Raw genomic sequence first — 945 nt, 5'->3', positions numbered from 1 at the left:
CAGCCAACTCCTGCGAGGACCACACCAGCCGCGACCGGCTTCCCGCTGGGGAATTACGTGAACGCGGCCCTGCCCGAATACGTGAACGGAAAACGGCTTACCTGCGGATTTTCGTGAACGCTGACACTCGAGCGAATGACCAACTACACCGGGACCGATCTGCTGTTCCCGGTGAAAACACCATGGGCGAAAAGAACGCTGGGCAATCGGAAACGCAGCGGGCCGGTGGTCACCTGCGTGGGCGCAAACGACCGGATCAGGGTGTTCATCGGTTGGGTCAACGACTACGCCGAGCACGCCGGCCTGGTTGCCGAACGCATCCCGGACGACCCGGACGGCCCGGTCCAGGTCAGTCGTTTCCGGCGAACGGTCGCCTGGCACATTGCCCGCCTTCCCGGCGGCCGCATCGCGTTAGCCATCCAATACGGGCACCTGCGGGCATCCACCGTCACCGACGGCTACTCCGGCCGCGCCCGGCACGGCCTGCGCCGCGTTCTCGATATCGAAACCGCCCGCGCCATGGCCGACTATCTCGACCAACTCGCCGACCGCATCAACCACGGCGAAGGCATCTCCGGCCCGGCGGCCACCCGCATGCTCAACGCCGCACGACAAGCCCACACCCGGTTCGAAGGCATGTTCCTGACCCCGAAGCAGACGGCCGCGTTCCTGGCATTCCCGCAATTCCATGTCTACGACAACCCTGACTCTTTCCTCACCTGTAAGTGCCTGTGAACAAACTGCTCATTTCCGGGTTCGGGCGAGCCGACGGGACATGAGGATGATCATCGACCAGGTGACCATGGCTTCGTGGTGTTCGGGACTGCCCCGGATCTGATTGACTCGCGGGTTGTGGTGGTTTCAGGCCGCGAGTGGGGCCTGGTTCAGGGTCTCATACTCGACCGGAGTCAGCCGGGACAGCCCTCGCTGGCGGCGTCGGCGGTG

General features: G+C 64.4%; 1 protein-coding gene. It reads left to right on the top strand.

Annotation, left to right across the window (positions count from 1 at the left end; translation table 11 throughout):
- The first annotated feature begins 135 nt into the window (after nt 1-135).
- A complete protein-coding gene (locus IU459_RS37310) occupies nt 136-735 on the top strand; it encodes a hypothetical protein (protein ID WP_195134279.1) in 600 nt (199 codons plus the stop codon).
- Nucleotides 736-945: the final 210 nt, after the last annotated feature.

The sequence above is a fragment of the Nocardia amamiensis genome, assembly GCF_015477605.1.
GTDB lineage: Bacteria > Actinomycetota > Actinomycetes > Mycobacteriales > Mycobacteriaceae > Nocardia > Nocardia amamiensis_A.
Note: the sequence above shows the minus strand (reverse complement) of the source record. Positions and strands in the feature narration are given on the sequence as shown.

What these genes read in the sequence shown, in the direction of transcription:
- IU459_RS37310 (WP_195134279.1), top strand. Translation starts at nt 136, where the DNA reads ATGACCAACTACACCGGGACCGATCTGCTGTTCCCGGTGAAAACACCA.